Here is an 18,614-nt window from a genome sequence, read left to right on the forward strand (position 1 = left end):
ATAGCCATGAACTTTCTCACCATTGACTAGAATGGCCACTTCTGAACTTGCCTTACTCACATCAATCCCAAAAACTGCACGCATGATATTACCTCTTTGTCTTGAATGATTCCTTGTTTTAGTGATGTCATTTTCAATACTCGACGTCTGGCGTCCCACATACTTTGATAACATTCTTTCTAAAACAGGTGTCTTGCCAGTTTTTGATGCGACGTCTAGCGTCAAAAGAGTTCTCGACTTAACAAGACACCTCTACTTTAACATAAAGAAAAAGTAGTGACTACTCTCTCCCGTCGGAGATTTCTTCACTACTAATCTTAGTATGTTTTTGATTGCAGCTGAATAAGAATAGAGGTTACTCTGTTAATCCTGTTCAAATTTTATTCCTCCTCTGTGACTTCCATAAAAAGTATATCCTATGCGTTCTTAAGCTAGCTGCTGTTAGTGCTTCTCATTGCACCCTGGTTATAAAAGCCATACTCACAAACCTCTTCACCAAAACTCTTTACATCTCTAATATAGAACTCTATCTAGCGAACTTTTAGAAAAGATATAAAACATCAGAGTATGGACAGTTGCGGATGTACTTCAGAAAAGATTAGATGTCTAAAAAGCTTGTAGTTAAAGCTTTTTAGACATCTAAATCTAGGTACTAAAACAATTCATCCAGTAAAATATAATATTTTATTTTCTCCCAATCAGGCTTGATCCCCAGTAAGTCAAAAAATAGCTCGACATACTGTTCTTCCCCGATATCCTCCCTGATCGACCGGACGCAGAAGGCAATGTCATACCACTTGTCCGCCCTGCCGCTTCTCCCAAGATCAATAAAGCCACTTACTTTGCCATCTTTCACAAAGATGTTGCTGTCTCCCAGGTCGCCGTGGGAAAAGACAAGTTCCTCTTCGGGCTTTTCCGTCTTTAAAAAATCATACAGCTCGCGCGGATCTTTAAATGGAGTGTCTTCTTCCCAGTTTTCGCAATCCACATCGGCCAGATCGTTATTCAGTAAGTAATCCAATTCGGCTAAGCGGCTGTCTAAGCTATTCGTATAGGGACAATCCGATATGTCGATGGAGTGAAAGAGCCTGATGCACTCCGCATACAGCTCGATAATCTTTTCAGGGCTTTGTTCATCTTCATACTCTTCCGAGCAAAGGACGCCATCGGCCTCACTCATGAGCAGATTGCTCCAGCCATCATGCCGTTCAAAGTGCAGGACCTTTGGAACAGGCAGCTTTCCTTCCAGCCATAGCATCATGTCCTTTTCCCGTTCCACATCATAGGTGGTCCCTTTATACCGGCTGTCCGTCATTTTTAAATATAGGTTTTCATTTTCTCCCACCAGCTTATATACCTTAGCAGGAGACATTCCTTCCGTATCTTTTACGCAGCGGTATTTTTCGATCAGTTTTTTCAATTCCGGTGATATTCTCATTTTAGCCATTTATTATTTCCTTCCTCTTTTCTACAGTATTTAAAGATACCCCAAGAAGCTAATTATAACAAGACGAACTCCAATTCAACGATTTTTTTAATACAATATTGTTGCCACACTTAGGACATTTTCCTACAAGGGGTCCCGAGCGCTTAGTGGGAATTTGTACCCCTTATCGATACAAATTCCCCGTAGGCGCTAGGGACCTCTTTAGCTTCTTGGAAGCTGTCAGTAGTATATCTAATAATTTATCTCCATTCCCTTTAGTAACGTGTAACTTTCCAAATTTAAAAAAGCGACTCATAGAATTATTTCCTCCCGTTAAATAATAGATAACTATTAAAAATAGACAATACTTGCTCATAAGTAATGGTACTTAAATTGTTTACTTTGGCGTGTTTCATTGCTTGATGAAACTGATTTTTAGTAAACAGTTGACGATATTCTCGATTGACCCATTTTGAAACAAAGTACGTATATAGCTTCCAATATTTATCTGGAACATCTGTGGTATGGCGGGTAAGTTTTATTAAGACACTGTTTACTTTTGGTTTAGGATGAAAGCATTCCGCTGGCAGCTTAAGCAATTGCTGAATCGAGACTTGAGTGTGCAAGAGCAACCCTAGTGTTCGGTGAATATCCAAGGTACGCTTGTAGAATCCTTCTTCAACAATCAGATAGATGTCAGACGCACGGCTTTCAAAAACCACTTTTTTAATAATTTGTGTGCTTAAATGGTAAGGAATATTCCCAACAATTTTATACCTCTGTTTGTTAGGAAATTGAAACTGTAGAATATCTTGGTGAATTAAAGTGACACGAGTATTCAGTTTTAATTTTTCTGACGATAAGTTGAATAGATGACTGTCTAATTCAATAGACGTTACCTGTTTACTTATTTTAGCCAGTTTCGTCGTTAAATGCCCTTTACCTGTTCCAATTTCGTAAACGGTATCGGTTTCTTTTAAATTCAATTGTTTTATTATTTGGTTGAGTACTTTTTCACTCGTTAAAAAGTTTTGAGAATATTTTATATTTTTGTTCATGTAATCTCTCCTGAAGTGATTACATCTATAAACAAATACAGAAGTTAAACGATTTGTTTGTAATTTTAGTTATCTGTTTAAAAAGTCATAAGATTAGTCACTGGTAGGAATTAATCTAACGTATTTATTTATCTGCGTAATCACTGTTTTTAGTCTGTTTCAAAACAGTAGATGTTTTATCTACATTACTCATTTTGAATACCAACATGACGAATCCCTCCTTCTTAATTACAAATTTTTAGCATCTAATTTAACTTCAATTCCTATTATACAAAATTTTAAGATAATGCACTATCAACACACTCTTATCTCTTTTATTTTTTTCATCAAAATCAACAAAAACACAATCAAGAACTATCGACTTCCTCAAGCTCAAGAGCGTTTGCGGACCGCAAGAAAACATTTGTCAGAAGTGAAACTAAGTGAGAAGCAAAAGGCAGTTAATCCCAAGTTTACTTTCCAAAAAGAAAATCCTTCCCCGAAGTCTCGCTTTCAGTTTCACCAAGAAAAATCATTTGATCGGCTAAGTGCAGAAAAAGACGTAAGTTCTGCCAAGCGTGAGGTTAAACAACTCAAGAAAGTCCAAAAGACTAAGAAAAACTCTACCAAAGTCAAAGTTGGATTAGGCTTAGTTGCATCTGAATCCCTTGACTTGGTATCACAGGATGATGATTTAGATGGACTTAGAACCCTAAAGGATACTAGCCTGAAAGTAAGACGCTATGGAAGGTTTACCTTTCAAGCAGGTAAGGTGGCAGTAAAAAGTGGACAGACTGGTGTGCGGTTTACCAAAACAAAATTTTCTCATGGAAAGGAACGATTCCAGAACTTCAAAAAGGGGAAAGGATTCACACGCCAGAAACCTCTTAAACCAAGAAGACGCTACCAAACCTTTTTAAAGCATGTGAGAAAACAAAGTGTCGCAGGTTTCAAAGGAATCGTCCAAGCCATTAAGGGAAGTATGACTTTCTTTTCTGTCCTTGCGGGAAATCCTTTGACTTGGATTGTCTCAGGCATTCTCTTGATACTCCTTTTGATGATGAGCTTTTTCATGAGTGTTTCAGGTAGTAGTGTCATTCAACAAGATGAGATAGAATTGAGTAAGAGCTATACCCACATGACGTGGGAAGATGCGGAGCATACAAGAACCAACGAAAAAGGGATTACCTATTACACCAAAATTGATGAGGTTATGGTTTACATGAATCATCAATACCAAGACTATAAGCTTGACGGTTTCATGGAAGCAGGTGGTGTGACCTACAAAGCATTTCTCAGTCAGGTGTGGACGGACTTAAATGGTGGAGATTCTATTAAATCCATGTCTGACTTATATAAAGAACCTGCTTACAAGCTGTCTGATGAGGACCAGGAAGAGTTAAAGGAGTTGACAGAAGGAGGCAACTATCTAGCCCTTCAAGAATTAGACAATCCCTTTCAGGGACAGACTGACGAGGATAGCTTAAGCATGACCTACCGATATGGGTATGAGGTCATTGATGAGAAACCAACGCTTCATCACCATATCATCTTAGAAGCAAAAGAAGGTCAAGTCATTGTGGCTCCGATGGATGGCAAGGTATCTCTTGATGGAGAGAACGTTGTTTTGACATCTGGTAAGGGAGTGAATAAGACTAAACTAACCTTGTTTGGAATTCATTCAGGCCGAGTGAGTGAACATCAACAAGTCTTGACAGGAGACATTATTGGTGAGACCAAGGATGGAACGGGTCTAAAAGTCACCTATCAAAAAGTTGATGATGATACGGATAAGTTGGTCTATGTCAATCCAGCTTTCTATTTTCCAAAAGTGATTCAGGTTCAGACCACCATTCTTCCAACTATCGGTCAGTTTGGCGGCGATGAGTTCGAGAGAGCCAAGGCAATTTATGACTATCTTAAAAGCAAAGGTGCGACCAATCAAGCCATCGCAGCCATTCTAGGTAACTGGTCGGTAGAATCCTCCATCAACCCGAAACGTGCCGAGGGCGACTATCTATCTCCCCCTATTGGTGCGAAAGACGATTCGTGGGATGATGAGGGCTGGCTTTCACTCAATGGTCCAACTATATATAATGGGCGTTACCCAAATATTCTCAAACGTGGTTTAGGCTTAGGACAATGGACAGATACCGCAGATGGGTCACGCAGACATACCTTATTGCTCGAATATGCCAAAGGAAAACATCAAAAGTGGTATGACTTAGGCTTACAACTGGATTTCATGTTGCATGGGGATAGTCCTTATTACACCAATTGGTTAAAGGACTTCTTCAAAAATACAGGTAGTCCAGCTAGTCTTGCCCAACTCTTTCTCATTTACTGGGAAGGAAATAGTGGTGATAAGCTACTTGAACGTCAGACACGAGCAAGTGAGTGGTATTACCAAATTGAAAAAGGCTTTAGTCAACCCAACGGTGGGACAGCACAAAGTGATCCAAAAGCACTTGAAGCTGTACGAGGAGACCTTTTTGAAAACTCTGTTCCAGGAGGAGGTGACGGTATGGGGTATGCCTACGGCCAATGTACTTGGGGAGTCGCAGCCCGTATCAACCAACTGGGTCTAAAACTCAAAGGTAAGAATGGTGAGAAGATTCCAATTATCAGTACCATGGGCAATGGCCAAGATTGGGTACGAACAGCCGCAAGTCTTGGTGGAGAGACAGGGACAAGTCCACAAGCAGGAGCTATTCTATCCTTTGCGGGAGGAGGACATGGCACACCAGCAGAATACGGACATGTGGCTTTTGTGGAGAAAGTCTACCCAGACGGTTCATTCCTTATCTCAGAAACCAACTACAATGGCAATCCAAACTATACCTTCCGTAAATTATCTGGAGTGGATAGTAGCTTGAGTTTTGCTTATACGACGAAATAAAAAAGGATATGCTAACAAAATGAATAAATGTTAGCATATCTTTTGTTTTTTTTGTCACGATTAATCAGAATTTATAGAAATGAGAACTGTTATGAGACGAATCATCTCATCAAGAACATCTGCAAGTGAAATCCCTTTTGTATAGCTATATTTTTTTGAATAATTTTGCCATTGTTTATTCTGAATAGGGTCAGATTTGAACCTCTCGAGTAGTTCAATAATCTTTACAAAATCGAGTTCTGTTTCGCGATATGAAAATGTTCTCTGACAGGCATTTCTCAACTGAATGAAGTCAATGTCTTCTTTCTTCAGTTTTGAAAGAATATAAACATCGTAAAAATCTTTGCTTCTACTGTTCAAGAAGTTACGTGAATAGATGGTTTGAAGTTTTTCAGCTAGAATTGTTTCAATTGTATAAGCAATGATTGGAAAATTGTCTTCATCAAAAATAGCTTTATAGTCGTATGTAATCGGCTGAGGAGTTACAACATCACCTGTCGCAATATCCAAATGGATAACTTGTTTAATATTCTCAAGCTGGCACGAAATTGTTGCTCGATAGCCACCATAGTCATCACTTTCTTTAATAGCTGTGATTGATTGAATCACAAAAGATATACCTTCTTCGGAATCTGCTAAAATTTCCTTGAGTTGCTGTTTAACAGTTTCTTCTGAGAGTGTTATTTGATGGAATAAAAAGTCAATATCAACAGTGCTACGAGATTCAACTCCGATGACATTCGAAAGTAGGAATCCTCCTTTGAAGATATAGTGATTTGAATAAGAACTTTGACTTAATTTTTTCAAAATCACTTCAAGAAAGTAATAGGTCATCACGGAATTAAAGGTTAATCCAGTATTCTTTGATATTTTATGACAGAGTGCTGTTAGCTTAGCTTTATTCATACTAGGACCTCCAGAGTTTGTTTGACCTTGTCCAAGGTGTTCATTTTTGTCGCATATTCATAGAGTTTTGTAAGATTTTTTTTAGAATAGTTTCCGTAATGTTGAAGTGTTTTGACAAAAAGCTCAGTATCTATTTTTTCTCGATGAATCACAAAATCACAAATAATACGTTCAAAATCATATACCCTTACGTTGTTTCCCAAAGGAGTAGGTACAGTAGTCATTCCCAGCTCGCTGTATTCTTTAGAGACAAAGTGAATATTTAGATTAGCTGGAGGAGTATTAAAGCGGTAGCCTCTAGGAACTGTCACATCAAAATATTGTGGAATTTCATCTGTAAACTGTTGTAGATACAGTGCCGAAATATAAGAGAAAATAGCCTTAGGAAAACGATATTGAAAGAAGTAGTATTCATCATAGTCTCCGTTTTGGGTTAGGAAAATACCTTTTTCAACTCGGAAGATAATGCCTTCTTTCTCTAGTCTTGTCAGATATATTGTTGGAATACCTAGTGCTTTACAATCTTTGTTTGTGACAATTCCATTGTTCTTTTCTATAAAATCGAGTAGAATCTCTTTTTTTGACATACGGCCTCCCACTTGTTGCTTTTACACTACAATTTTACAATATTTGTGGTATAAAAGCAACATTTTCTTTTCCCTCATTTTATTGTGATAACAAAATCAAGCCTTCTTTTTTATGATGAGGAAAGAGTGACAATTTGTTGCTACATAAAAAAGAAAAGAAGGACTATTTATGACCAAAACATGTAATCATCACTTTCTTGTCAATCAGGAAAAAGGCGAGAAACACGTCTTTCGCAAGAGTAAAAAATATCGCACTCTATGTTCCGTTGCCCTTGGAACCATGGTGACGGCTGTTGTTGCTTGGGGAGGAACGGTTGCACATGCTGATGAAGTCACATCATCAGTTGACACCAACATCCAACGAACGGAGAATCCAGCCACAAATTTACCAGAAGCACAGCCAAAACCTGTATCTGAACAAACTGAAATTTTAGCGTTAACTGGACAATCTAATGGAGCGATTGCTGTTACCGTACCACATGATACGGTAACACAAGCAGTTGAAGAGGCAAAGGCTGAAGGTGTTTCTACGGTTGAAGATAGCCAAATGGATTTAGGAAATACAACTTCTGCGGCAGAAACTAACCAACAAATTTCAAAAGCAGAAGCAGATGCCCAAAATCAAGTTGAGGCTATCAACGAAGTTACTGAAACCTACAAAGCTGACAAAGCAGCTTATGTGGATGAAAAAGCTCGCATCGAACAGGAAAATAAGGAGCTGTCACAGGCCTACGAAGGGGCCAACCAAACTGGTAAAGAGACAAATACTTGGGTTGATACCAAAGTCAAAGACCTAAAAACTCGGTATGCAGATGCTGATGTGACAGTAAAAGAACAAGTAGTCTCATCAGGAAACGGAACATCTGTACTGGACTATACAAACTATGGCAAGGCTGTTGAAACTATTCAATCAACTAACGAACAAGCTGTAGCGGATTATCTAACAAAGAAAACCAAGGCAGATGATATTGTTGCGAAAAATCAGGCCATTCAAAAAGAAAATGAAGCTGGACTTGCTAAGGCAAAGGCAGATAATGAAGCCATTGAAAGGCGTAATCAGGCAGGTCAAGCAGCTGTTGATGCTGAAAACCGTGCAGGTCAAGCCGCAGTAGATCAAGCTAATCAGGAGAAACAACAATTAGTTTCAGATCGTGCAGCCGAGATTGAAGCTATTACAAAACGTAATCAAGAAAAAGAAGCCGCAGCCAGAAAAGAGAATGAAGCGATTGATGCCTATAATGCCAAAGAATTGGAACGCTATCAACGTGACTTGGCCGAGATTTCAAAAGGTGAAGAAGGTTTTATTTCTGAAGCCCTTGCTCAAGCCCTCAATCTCAATAACGGTGAACCCCAAGCACAACATGGGGCCATTACCCGAAATCCTGATCAGATTATTTCAACTGGCGATGCTATGCTGGGTGGCTACTCAAGAATTTTGGATTCCACAGGATTCTTTGTCTATGACAGCTTCAAAACAGGTGAGACCCTTAGTTTTAACTATCAAAATCTTCAAAATGCACGGTTTGATGGTAAAAAGATTAGTCGAGTGACTTACGATATTACCAACCTTGTATCACCTGCTGGAACCAATGCCGTGAAATTGGTTGTACCAAACGATCCCACAGAGGGCTTTATTGCCTATCGAAATGACGGAAACGGTGACTGGCGAACAGACAAGATGGAGTTTCGTGTAGTTGCTAAGTATTTCTTGGAAGACGGTTCACAAGTCACCTTCTCCAAAGAAAAACCAGGAGTCTTCACGCATTCTTCCCTCAATCATAATGACATTGGTCTAGAATATGTCAAAGATACTTCTGGGAAATTTGTGCCGATTAATGGTTCAACCGTTCAAGTGACTAATGAAGGTCTAGCACGTTCTTTGGGTTCCAACCGTGCAAGTGATTTGAATTTAGCTGAGGAATGGGATACCACATCAAGTCGTTATGCTTATAAAGGAGCTATTGTCTCAACGGTCACAACAGGCAATACCTACACAGTCACCTTTGGGCAAGGTGATATGCCACAGAATGTTGGCTTGTCATACTGGTTCGCCTTAAATACCCTACCAGTGGCACGTACAGTAACACCGTATAGTCCCAAACCTCATGTAACGGTGGAACTTGAACCCATTCCAGAACCTATTACGGTAACACCAGATGTCTTTACTCCTAAAACATTTACACCAGAAAAGCCTGTAACCTTCACACCAAAGCCTTTGGATGAAGTTGTGCAGCCTAGTCTGACCTTGACCAAGGTAACCTTACCTGTCAAACCTATTCCAAAAGAACTTCCAACGCCACCACAAGTACCAACTGTCCATTATCATGCGTACCGTTTGACGACAACGCCAGAGATTATAAAAGAAGTGGTCAATAGTGACCAAGCTAATCTTCATGAGAAAACTGTCGCAAAAGATTCAACGGTGATTTATCCCTTAACAGTTGATGCCTTATCGCCCAATCGTGCCCAAACGACTAGTCTCATTTTTGAGGACTACTTGCCTGCTGGTTACCTATTTGATAAGGAAACAACACAAAAAGAGAATGGAAACTATGTCCTTAGCTTTGATGAGACTAAGAATTTTGTGACCTTAACCGCAAAGGAAAACTTGTTGCAGGAGGTAAATAAAGATTTAACCAAGGTTTATCAACTGACCGCTCCAAAACTCTATGGTTCTGTTCAAAATGATGGGGCAACCTATTCCAATAGTTACAAACTCCTTTTGAACAAGGGTACCACCAATGCTTACACAGTCACTTCAAATGTTGTAACGGTTCGTACACCAGGTGATGGGGAGACAACCACACTCATTACACCAGATAAAAACAATGAAAATGCGGATGGTGTCCTCATTAATGACACGGTCGTAGCCCTTGGCACAACCAACCACTACCGATTGATTTGGGATTTGGACCAGTATAAGGGAGATCGTTCTGCTAAAGAGACAATTGCACGAGGCTTCTTCTTTGTGGACGATTACCCAGAGGAAGTGCTTGATGTGGTGGAAAATGGCACGGCTGTTACAACCCTTGACGGTCAGAAAGTATCAGGAATTACGGTTAAAAACTATGCTTCCCTATATGAAGCCCCTAAAGACCTTCAAGATAAATTGGCTCGTGCTAAGATTACACCAACAGGTGCCTTTCAAATCTTTTTGCCGGATGACAACCAAGCCTTTTATGACCAGTATGTTCAAACAGGAACTTCTTTAGCTTTACTGACCAAAATGACGGTTAAAGATAGTCTCTACGGTCAGACAAAGACCTATACAAACAAGGCCTACCAAGTGGATTTCGGTAATGGCTATGAAACCAAGGAAGTGACCAACACCCTTGTTTCTCCAGAACCCAAGAAACAAAACCTCAATAAAGACAAAGTAGACATCAATGGGAAGCCCATGCTAGTGGGAACTCAAAATCACTATACTCTCTCATGGGATTTGGACCAATACCGAGGGATTAAAGCAGACAACTCTCAGATTGCACAAGGTTTTTACTTTGTGGATGATTATCCAGAAGAAGCTTTATTGCCGGATGAAGCAGCTATTCAGTTTATCACATCTGATGGCAAAACAGTTTCAGGAATCACGGTGAAGGCTTATTCTCAATTATCAGAAGCTCCTAAAATGCTACAAGCAGCCCTTTCGAAACAAAAAATTCAGCCTAAAGGAGCTTTTCAAGTTTTCATGCCTGAGGACCCACAAGCCTTTTTTGAATCTTATGTGACCAAGGGGGAGAATATTACCATTGTCACTCCGATGACGGTTTTGGAAACCATGCTTAATTCAGGGAAGTCTTATGAAAACGTGGCTTATCAGGTGGACTTTGGGCAAGCCTATGAAACCAACACGGTGACCAATTTTGTCCCTAAAGTAACTCCACATAAGTCTAATACCAACCAAGAAGGTATTTCAATTGATGGAAAGACTGTTCTTCCGAATACGGTCAATTATTACAAAATTGTCTTGGATTACAGTCAATACAAGGACATGGTCGTGACGGATGATGTTCTTGCCAAGGGATTTTACATGGTAGACGATTACCCAGAAGAAGCCCTTACCCTAATTCCTGATGGCATTCAAGTTTTGGATAAGGATGGCAATCGTGTATCTGGTATCTCCGTCAGCACCTACGCTAGTTTGTCAGAAGCTCCGAAAGTCGTCCAAGATGCCATGGCTAAACGTCAGTTTACACCTAAAGGAGCCATTCAAGTTCTTAGTAGCGATGATCCAAAAGCCTATTATGATACCTATGTGAAGACTGGTCAAACCTTAGTTGTCACGCTTCCGATGACGGTAAAAAATGAGTTGACCAAAACAGGTGGTCAGTATGAAAATACAGCCTATCAGATTGATTTTGGCTTGGCCTATGTCACGGAAACAGTGGTCAATAATGTTCCCAAACTAGACCCACAAAAAGATGTGGTGATTGACTTGTCTCATAAGGATGAGAGCCTTGACGGGAAAGAAGTGGCCTTGCATCAAACCTTTAACTATCGCTTGGTTGGAGCGATGATTCCAAGCAATCGTGCGACTGATTTATTTGAATATGGTTTTGAAGATAACTATGATGAAAAGCATGATGAGTATAATGGTGTTTATCGCAGCTATCTGATGACGGATGTCATCCTCAAAGACGATTCTGTCTTAAAAGAAGGAACGGAGGTTACGAAATATACCTTGCAACAGGTGGATACAGAAAATGGCCTCGTGTCAATTTCATTTGATAAATCCTTCTTAGAGACTATCTCTGATGATTCAGCCTTTCAGGCAGATGTTTACCTGCAGATGAAACGGATTGCGACTGGTCAGGTGGAGAATACCTACCTTCATACAGTTAATGGCTATGTCATCAGCTCAAATACAGTTGTAACACATACACCTCAACCTGAAGAACCAAGTCCAAATCAACCCACACCACCTCAACCACCAATTGAGACTATTGAACCGCCTGTTCCAGCTAGCGTTTTGCCAAATACAGGGAAACAGGAATCCCTTTTGGGCTTGATTGGAGCTGGTATTCTACTTGGTACGGCTTATGGACTGAAGAAAAAGGAGGAGAAGTAGATGAATCCAAAAACTATTTATGAAAAGGATTCAGACCAAGATGGTTTGACAGATGCTCAGGAACTGGCTTTCGGAACCGATCCGCAGTCTGTTGACACAGATGGTGATGGTCGAGCTGATTTAGAGGAGCTACAATCTGGACATTCACCACTAGTCCCACAAAAGGAGTTGTGTGATGGCTTGGAACTTTGACACCATGAAAGAGGCTTTGTCTGAAATGGAGAAGGTCGATTACCAAGAGTTTATCAAAGCCTTTCTCTCTTTGGAATTAAGTATTTCTGATAGAACAATCCTCAATCAGGTTTATCAAGATTATATGGATGAGGATGACCTATCCTTGATTAGTGATGAGCTACGAGTTAAAGTTGATAGTTATCAGGATGAAGTGCAGGCAGATATGACTGACATTCTGGAAAAGTTGTACCGAACAGGTGAAGGCTCTAGTTTTATTATGGATTTAATGTCCTCAAATAGTCTTTCAGACACCTTGGAACAGTATGAGGTTTTGGATAGTGACGATTATTCACCACTTAGCCTTGAAACCTTACAGGCCATGATTCAACAGGACTTGGCTATTTCCAGTCAGGATTATTTTGGAGATTTGGTTCACCTTGCCTTGCAAAAAGATTTACTAGACCAGAAAAGTCATTTCTTACAACACTATGTGGCAACTGTAATGGAAGGTATTCCACAAGAAAGAGACCAACGAGCCTTGGTCCTAGATTAACGCAAAGGGCTGAGAAAAACTCTCAGCCCTTTTAAAATGGGAGGGAAAATGAATCAAGAAGTCTTACTACAAATGATGAGAGCAACCATTCCTCGTGATAGAGCCTTGCTTGAAGCGTTTTTATATTACCAAGCAGAGCATTTTGATGAGGAGTGGGATAGTCTCGTTTATCAGTTTATGACCAATAGGCAGGAATTCAAAAGACCTGTTCAGGTACTTCACTTTGAGACAGATGTTTCAGCTTTTGTTCAGGCTAGTCCTTATGATACTGCTCATGATCTATTGACCTATACACAAGTATTCGGCCAAACTGGTCTCCAAAAACTTGACAAACTATCGCCGTCTGAAAAAGACTTGGTGATTGAAGTGGCCTTGTTCAATCTGGCCACTCGTTTTCAACTATTAGACTCAAATGGACACTACCAAACTATTTCACCAGATTCTCTATTACAAAAGAGTAGGGGAGCTAATTTGGTCAATGTTTATCGTGTGGCTAATAATTTAGCGGATCGGATCAGCCGAGATATTGAACAGTTTCTCTTAACTTACGAGCCTGAGCTTGAAACAAGAGCTGATGAAACTGTTCTAGAAAATGAAGAAACTGTTGATGAGCACAAAGTGAGTAGTAATCAAGCAATATCTTTTCGAGAAGATGGCTCTTTGATTATTGCTAGTTTGGACGTAGATTTGTCTCATTTGGATATCCGAACTGGAAAAACCAGTCATCTGCCTGCCTATGAAGAGTTATCTTTACGACGTAAATTTGAGATTCTAACATATTTTGACCAAATTCGTAATGAACGTTCCAAAGTCCCAAGTTTTAAACGAGGTGATTTTGATACTGAGATGGAAATGACACCAGTTTTTGATGGAGAGGAGTTACTCGCCTATCTAGAGGCTGATGGCAGTCCCTATGAGCTGAAACGAACGCTGACCACAGTCGAAGAAAAGGAATTAGAAAAAATTGGACAAGCCATTAGGATAGAAAATCAAGAAAAATTGACTCAGGTAGGGATTGATTTATCTCAGTTTGAATCAGACCAAGTCGGTATTTTATTGGATGCGGCAGGTCGTTTTCGTTTGAAAAATGCGGACCTTGCTTTATTAGGTGGTTATCCCAAAGCCTCGGTAACCCAACTAGCCCTTACGACAGAACTACTCCAAATGGGATTGAGTCATGAAAAGGTTGAATTTTTCTTTGGTAGCCATCTTTCCCTTGAAGAGTTGCGACAAGTTGCCTACGCATTTTTACACCAAGAACTCAGTAGAGAAGATGCGGAACATTTTGAAAAAGATAAACGCAATCAGCCAGATTTAACCCTTAGAGATTGGATAAGCAAGCTAGAGAAAGCTGAGACGAAAGTAGTGGTTGATGAAGAATTTGCGGGAAATCCACTTGTTCAGACGGTCTTGGACACTTATCCTCTGGGGTCATTGGTTTCCTATAAGGGACAGGACTTTGAGGTCGTATCGGTCAGCGATGCTCGATTGAACGGTTTGATTCGGATTGAGTTAGTCAATGACTTTTCGGATATCATTGAACAAAATCCAGTTCTTTATATGAGGACCTGGGAAGAAGTCAGTCAGGCACTTCATCAGCCAATGGCAGAACCACAAACAGAGATAGAAGAAGCGGACCAAGAATTAAACCTTTTTTCATTTCTGGACGAGGAGCCAGTTCAGAGTATTGGACTATTGGAACCAGATGGTTCAGAAAAAGGTCATAACGATACTGTTCTTGAAGAATCAGATAGTCAAATTCCTGAAGAGGAAGTAGTCAGAACAATTCCAGAGATTCCAGTAACGGACTTTTATTTTCCAGAAGATATGACGGACTTTTATCCTAAGACTGCTAGAGATAAGGTTGAGACAAACATTGCGGCTATTCGGTTGGTTAAAACACTTGAAACGGAACGCCGTCAGGCAAATCCAAGTGAACAAGAACTCCTTGCCAAGTATGTGGGCTGGGGAGGGCTTGCCAATGAGTTTTTTGATGACTATAATCCAAAATTTTCTAAGGAACGAGAAGAACTGAAAAGCTTAGTCACAGATAAAGAGTATTCGGATATGAAACAGTCCTCGCTGACGGCTTATTACACGGACCCTGCTCTTATTCGTCAGATGTGGGATAAGTTGGAAAGAGATGGTTTTACAGGCGGAAAAATCCTAGACCCTTCCATGGGAACAGGGAATTTCTTTGCGGCTATGCCAACACATTTGAGAGATAAAAGTGAGCTATATGGCGTAGAGCTAGATACCATTACAGGAGCTATAGCCAAACACCTTCACCCGAATAGTCATATTGAAATTAAGGGTTTTGAGACGGTGGCTTTTAACGACAATAGTTTTGATTTGGTGATTTCAAATGTACCGTTTGCCAATATACGAATTGCGGATAACAGGTACGATAAGCCTTATATGATTCATGACTACTTTGTCAAAAAGTCACTTGATTTAGTCCATGATGGCGGACAAGTAGCGATTATCTCTTCCACAGGAACCATGGATAAGCGAACCGAAAACATTTTACAAGATATTCGTGAGACAACTGACTTTCTTGGAGGGGTTCGCTTGCCTGATACCGCCTTTAAGGCCATTGCCGGAACCAATGTCACAACGGATATGTTGTTCTTCCAGAAACACTTGAACAAGGGCTATGTGGCAGATGACTTAGCCTTTTCAGGGTCTATTCGTTATGACAAGGACAACCGTATTTGGCTCAATCCTTACTTTGATGGAGAATACAATAGCCAAGTGCTAGGAACCTATGAGGTTAGAAACTTTAACGGTGGAACACTTTCTGTTAAGGGGACTAGTGATGACTTGATTGCAAGCGTCCAAACTGCTCTAAATCAAGTAATAGCTCCAAGAGAGATAGATAGAAATGAGGTCATCATTAACCCAAATGTGTTGACCAAACAAGTCATGGATACTTCTATTCCAGCTGAAATGAGGGAGAATCTAGGTCAGTACAGTTTTGGTTACCAGGGTTCTACAGTTTACTATCGTGATAATAAAGGCATTCGTGTCGGAACCAAGACGGAAGAAATCAGTTATTATGTCGATGAAGGGGGCAACTTTAAGGCATGGGACACCAAGCATTCCCAAAAGCAGATTGATAGATTTATTAGCTTAGAGGTGACTGATAGTACTGCTCTAGATGTCTATGTGACCGATGATGCAGCCAAACGTGGTCAGTTTAAGGGTTATTATAAAAAGACAGTTTTCTATGAAGCTCCCTTGTCTGAGAAAGAAGTGGCACGGATTAAGGGAATGGTCGATATTCGCAATACCTACCAAGAAGTTATTGCCATTCAACGCTATTATGATTATGATAAGGAGACCTTTAACCACTTGTTAGGCAAACTCAATCGTACCTATGATAGCTTTGTCAAACGCTATGGGTATTTGAATAGTGCAGTGAACCGCAATCTTTTTGATAGTGATGATAAGTATTCGCTTCTTGCTAGTTTGGAAGATGAAAGTCTAGATCCAAGTGGAAAGTCTGTTATCTATACTAAATCCCTTGCCTTTGAAAAGGCTCTAGTGCGTCCCGAAAAAGAGGTTAAAAAGGTACATACAGCCCTTGATGCCTTAAATTCGAGCTTGGCTGACGGACGAGGTGTTGATTTCGATTATATGATGTCCATCTATCAGGTTGATTCGAAGATGACCTTGATTGAGGAGTTAGGTGACCTCATTATGCCTGATCCTGAGAAGTATTTGAATGGGGAGCTGTCCTATGTTTCGCGCCAAGACTTCCTGTCAGGTGATGTGGTTACCAAGTTAGAAGTGGTGGATCTATTCGTCAAACAAGACAATCAGGACTTTAACTGGTCACATTATGCAGGACTTCTAGAAGCTATCAAACCAGCACGTATTACTTTGGCAGACATTGATTATCGAATCGGTTCACGCTGGATTCCTTTGTCTGTTTACGGAAAATTTGCCCAAGAAACCTTTATGGGGAAAGCCTATGAACAGTCAGACCAAGAAGTAACAACAGTCCTTGAAGTCAGTCCCATTGACGGAGTTATCACTTACCAATCTAAGTTTGCCTACACCTATTCCAACGCAACGGATAGGAGTTTAGGTGTCCCTGGTTCACGCTATGATAGTGGTCGTAAAATATTTGAAAATCTCCTGAATTCCAATCAACCAACGATCACAAAACAAGTTGTCGAAGGGGATAAGAAAAAGAATGTGACGGATGTAGAGAAAACAACGGTCCTACGTGCCAAGGAGACACACCTACAAGAACTCTTTCAAGATTTTGTAGCAAAATATCCAGACGTCCAACAGATGATTGAAGATACCTATAATAGTCTCTACAATCGTACGGTATCAAAGACCTATGACGGTAGCCATTTAACCATTGATGGACTTGCTCAGAATATTTCATTACGTCCTCACCAAAAGAATGCCATTCAACGAATTGTCGAGGAAAAACGTGCTCTACTAGCCCACGAGGTAGGGTCTGGAAAAACCTTGACCATGCTTGGGGCAGGATTCAAACTGAAAGAACTCGGAATGGTACATAAACCTCTCTATGTGGTTCCTTCTAGTTTGACTGCTCAGTTTGGTCAAGAAATCATGAAATTTTTCCCAACCAAAAAAGTCTATGTGACCACCAAGAAAGATTTTGCCAAAGCTAAACGCAAACAGTTTGTATCACGTATTATCACAGGGGACTATGATGCCATTGTCATTGGAGATTCACAATTTGAGAAGATACCGATGAGTCGTGAAAAACAGGTCACCTATATCAATGACAAACTCGAGCAACTCAGAGAAATCAAGCTAGGAAGTGACAGTGATTATACGGTGAAAGAAGCGGAGCGTTCGATTAAGGGATTGGAGCACCAGTTGGAAGAACTCCAAAAACTAGAGCGAGATACCTTTATCGAATTTGAAAACCTTGGAATTGATTTTCTTTTTGTGGATGAGGCTCATCACTTCAAGAATATCCGTCCAATTACTGGACTTGGAAATGTCGCGGGAATCACCAATACTACTTCAAAAAAGAACGTAGACATGGAGATGAAGGTGAGACAGGTTCAGGCAGAGCATGGCGATAGAAATGTCGTTTTTGCGACAGGAACACCAGTTTCTAACTCTATTAGTGAACTTTTCACCATGATGAATTACATTCAACCTGATGTTTTAGAGCGATACCAGGTATCCAATTTTGATTCCTGGGTTGGGGCTTTTGGGAATATTGAAAACTCCATGGAACTAGCCCCGACAGGTGATAAATACCAACCTAAGAAACGGTTCAAGAAATTTGTCAACCTTCCTGAACTCATGCGAATCTACAAGGAAACTGCCGATATTCAGACCTCAGACATGCTTGATTTACCAGTACCAGAAGCTAAGATTATTGCGGTGGAAAGCGAGTTAACGCAAGCTCAGAAATACTATTTAGAAGAGCTGGTAAAGCGTTCAGACGCTATCAAGTCAGGTAGTGTTGATCCAAGTAGAGATAACATGCTTAAAATAGTGCGCTGTTAAGCGTAAAAATGTATCTCCCTCACAGAGGGATATTATTGAAAGTAAATAATAGGAACAACTAACTAACCTAGCGGGGAAACCCAAAGGGGACAATAGCATGTTAGTAAATCGGATAAGGAGCGAGTTACAACGCTTTGATGTGCCGCAAGTTCCGTAACCTATGGTTAAGGCTAAACTGCTTGAACCTCAATTCTGACTAGGTGCAAAGCATCGCCCATCGGAAAGTAACTGAAACCGATGTTACTGTATATTCGTTGTTGTGATTTTGGACGAATAACTTTCTACAGTAAAAGAGCATACGATAAGTATGAATAAAGGAATGAGTGAGGAACCTAAGGGTTACTAGAACGTACATTTTTAACGAATAGCAGGATTGCCTAAGAGGGGAGACCCTTATGGTAACGGAGTCACCGTAGTAGTCCGAGCAAGAGAAATCCTTGTACATGGCGAAGGGTG

General features: G+C 40.2%; 8 protein-coding genes and 2 pseudogenes. 5 read left to right on the forward strand and 5 right to left on the reverse strand.

The window, feature by feature from the left end:
* Window positions 1–652: 652 nt before the first annotated feature.
* From aph(3')-IIIa to G576_RS12630, 3 genes are all read right to left on the reverse strand, one after another.
* A complete protein-coding gene (gene aph(3')-IIIa, locus G576_RS0108645) occupies window positions 653–1,447 on the reverse strand; it encodes an aminoglycoside O-phosphotransferase APH(3')-IIIa (RefSeq protein WP_001096887.1) in 795 nt (264 codons plus the stop codon).
* 299 nt (window positions 1,448–1,746) lie between these two features.
* The gene (erm(B), locus tag G576_RS0108655; RefSeq protein ID WP_001038795.1) at window positions 1,747–2,484 is read right to left on the reverse strand and encodes a 23S rRNA (adenine(2058)-N(6))-methyltransferase Erm(B); all 738 of its coding nucleotides are present in this window, start codon (window positions 2,482–2,484) and stop codon (window positions 1,747–1,749) included.
* 124 nt (window positions 2,485–2,608) lie between these two features.
* A complete protein-coding gene (locus G576_RS12630; protein ID WP_037618826.1) occupies window positions 2,609–2,692 on the reverse strand; it encodes a 23S rRNA methyltransferase attenuator leader peptide ErmL in 84 nt (27 codons plus the stop codon).
* 138 nt (window positions 2,693–2,830) lie between these two features.
* Here G576_RS12630 and G576_RS0108665 point away from each other — a divergent pair.
* Window positions 2,831–5,362 (forward strand): annotated as a pseudogene (locus G576_RS0108665) (phage tail tip lysozyme); the annotation flags it as partial.
* A 60-nt stretch (window positions 5,363–5,422) separates the two neighbouring features.
* On the opposite strand, the gene G576_RS0108670 reads toward G576_RS0108665, so the two are convergent.
* Together G576_RS0108670 and G576_RS0108675 are read right to left on the reverse strand one after the other, a co-directional pair.
* A complete protein-coding gene (locus G576_RS0108670) occupies window positions 5,423–6,268 on the reverse strand; it encodes a nucleotidyl transferase AbiEii/AbiGii toxin family protein (RefSeq protein ID WP_001030299.1) in 846 nt (281 codons plus the stop codon).
* The gene (locus G576_RS0108675) at window positions 6,265–6,855 is read right to left on the reverse strand and encodes a type IV toxin-antitoxin system AbiEi family antitoxin domain-containing protein (protein ID WP_027974267.1); all 591 of its coding nucleotides are present in this window, start codon (window positions 6,853–6,855) and stop codon (window positions 6,265–6,267) included. Before G576_RS0108675 ends, G576_RS0108670 begins: the two co-directional genes overlap by 4 nt.
* A gap of 169 nt (window positions 6,856–7,024) precedes the next feature.
* Here G576_RS0108675 and G576_RS0108680 point away from each other — a divergent pair, with 169 nt between their 5' ends.
* The 4 genes and pseudogenes from G576_RS0108680 to G576_RS0108695 form a co-directional block, all read left to right on the forward strand.
* Window positions 7,025–11,920 (forward strand): SspB-related isopeptide-forming adhesin, encoded by a 4,896-nt coding sequence (locus G576_RS0108680; RefSeq protein ID WP_027974268.1) that lies wholly within the window; start codon window positions 7,025–7,027, stop codon window positions 11,918–11,920.
* On the forward strand, window positions 11,921–12,112 hold the full coding sequence (locus G576_RS0108685) for a calcium-binding protein (RefSeq protein WP_027974269.1): 192 nt from the start codon (window positions 11,921–11,923) through the stop codon (window positions 12,110–12,112). It abuts the gene before it with no gap.
* Window positions 12,096–12,647: a hypothetical protein gene (locus G576_RS0108690; protein WP_014636289.1), complete on the forward strand. Its 552-nt coding sequence runs from the start codon at window positions 12,096–12,098 to the stop codon at window positions 12,645–12,647. Before G576_RS0108685 ends, G576_RS0108690 begins: the two co-directional genes overlap by 17 nt.
* Before the next feature lie 48 nt (window positions 12,648–12,695).
* Window positions 12,696–18,146: pseudogene (locus tag G576_RS0108695) on the forward strand (DEAD/DEAH box helicase family protein); the annotation flags it as partial.
* Window positions 18,147–18,614: the final 468 nt, after the last annotated feature.

This window comes from Streptococcus porci DSM 23759 (assembly GCF_000423765.1).
GTDB lineage: Bacteria > Bacillota > Bacilli > Lactobacillales > Streptococcaceae > Streptococcus > Streptococcus porci.

Bases quoted from the DNA above. Each gene is read 5' to 3' on its own strand.
- G576_RS0108680 (WP_027974268.1), top strand. From the start codon at position 7,025: ATGACCAAAACATGTAATCATCACTTTCTTGTCAATCAGGAAAAAGGC.
- G576_RS0108690 (WP_014636289.1), top strand. From the start codon at position 12,096: ATGGCTTGGAACTTTGACACCATGAAAGAGGCTTTGTCTGAAATGGAG.
- G576_RS0108675 (WP_027974267.1), bottom strand. From the start codon at position 6,855: ATGTCAAAAAAAGAGATTCTACTCGATTTTATAGAAAAGAACAATGGA.
- G576_RS0108685 (WP_027974269.1), top strand. From the start codon at position 11,921: ATGAATCCAAAAACTATTTATGAAAAGGATTCAGACCAAGATGGTTTG.
- G576_RS0108670 (WP_001030299.1), bottom strand. From the start codon at position 6,268: ATGAATAAAGCTAAGCTAACAGCACTCTGTCATAAAATATCAAAGAAT.
- G576_RS12630 (WP_037618826.1), bottom strand. From the start codon at position 2,692: ATGTTGGTATTCAAAATGAGTAATGTAGATAAAACATCTACTGTTTTG.